Here is a 1,438-nt window from a genome sequence, read left to right on the forward strand (position 1 = left end):
AACAAGCGATTGCCGACGAGGCAAAAAGCAAAGACCTTTCGATTGAGAAAGCGCGCCAAGAAGCCCATGACATCATGGCTGAAATCGCAGCCGACTTCTCATACGGTCTGGTGAAAAACGGCGATCGCATCCTGAGCTGGCTGTGGACCAAACTATATCAAGGCCTGCACATCAACAACGCTTCGACAGTGCGTCGCTTGGCGCAAGATGGCCATGAGATCGTTTACGTGCCGTGTCACCGTAGTCACATGGACTACCTACTGCTGTCTTACGTTCTGTACCATGAAGGTATGGTGCCACCGCACATTGCTGCGGGTATCAACCTGAACTTCTTCCCTGCGGGTCCGATTTTCCGTCGTGGTGGTGCGTTCTTTATTCGTCGTAGCTTTAAAGGCAACAAACTGTACTCCACGATTTTCCGTGAGTATCTAGCCGAGCTGTTTGCAAAAGGTTACTCGGTAGAGTACTTCAGCGAAGGTGGTCGCTCACGTACCGGCCGCTTACTGCAAGCGAAAACGGGTATGTTGGCCATGACGATTCAAGCGATGCTGCGTGGTCTAAACCGTCCGGTAACGCTGGTACCGGTTTACATCGGTTACGAGCATGTAATGGAAGTAGGCACTTACGCCAAAGAACTGCGCGGTAAACGTAAAGAGAAAGAGAACGCAGGTCTTGTTCTGCGCACTCTACGTAAACTGCGTAACTTTGGTTTGGGCTACGTGAACTTCGGTGAGCCTATTCAGCTCAACCAATACCTTAACGAGCACGCGCCAGAGTGGACAAAAGACATCGATAGCATGGGCGGTAGCAAACCACAGTGGATGAATCCTGTGGTCAATGAGCTAGCGAACAAGATGATGACGCATATTAACGATGCGGCAGCGGCAAACGCCTTAACGCTTTGTGCAACAGCCTTGTTGGCTTCTCGCCAACGAGCACTGTCTCGTGATTCTCTGATCAATCAGATTGAGTGCTACTTGAAGCTACTCAAGAACAACCCATACTCAAGCACTTCAACCATCCCAACAGAAAGTGCTGAAGAGTTGGTTGATCATGCTATCTCGTTAGATAAGTTTGTGATTGAAACAGACAGCATGGGCGACATCATTTCTCTTGATCGTAGCCAATCGATTCTGATGACTTACTATCGCAACAACATCATTCACTTGTTTGCGCTGCCATCGTTGATTGCCCAGATGATTATTCGTCAGCGCAATCTCACCGTGGAGAAAATCCAAGAGAACGTCGCGCAAATCTACCCATTCTTGAAGAAAGAGCTGTTCCTAAGCTACCAAGAGGAAGATTTAAACGACCTTGTGGTGAAAACGTTGAATGAGTTTGCCGAACAAAAAATGATCTGTCTTGATGGCAACAAATTGGAAATCAACTCATCAAATAACCAGCCGTTGGTTCTGCTTGGTCGCATGATTACTGGGCC

The 1,438-nt window shown here is 48.3% G+C and carries 1 protein-coding gene; it reads left to right on the top strand.

The window, feature by feature from the left end:
• The coding region (gene plsB, locus R8N46_RS24705) for a glycerol-3-phosphate 1-O-acyltransferase PlsB (protein WP_318189711.1) at positions 1 to 1,438 on the top strand (1,438 nt) is incomplete at both ends.

The sequence above is a fragment of the Vibrio sp. 1874 genome, from assembly GCF_033344395.1.
GTDB classification, from domain to species: Bacteria; Pseudomonadota; Gammaproteobacteria; order Enterobacterales; family Vibrionaceae; genus Vibrio; species Vibrio alginolyticus.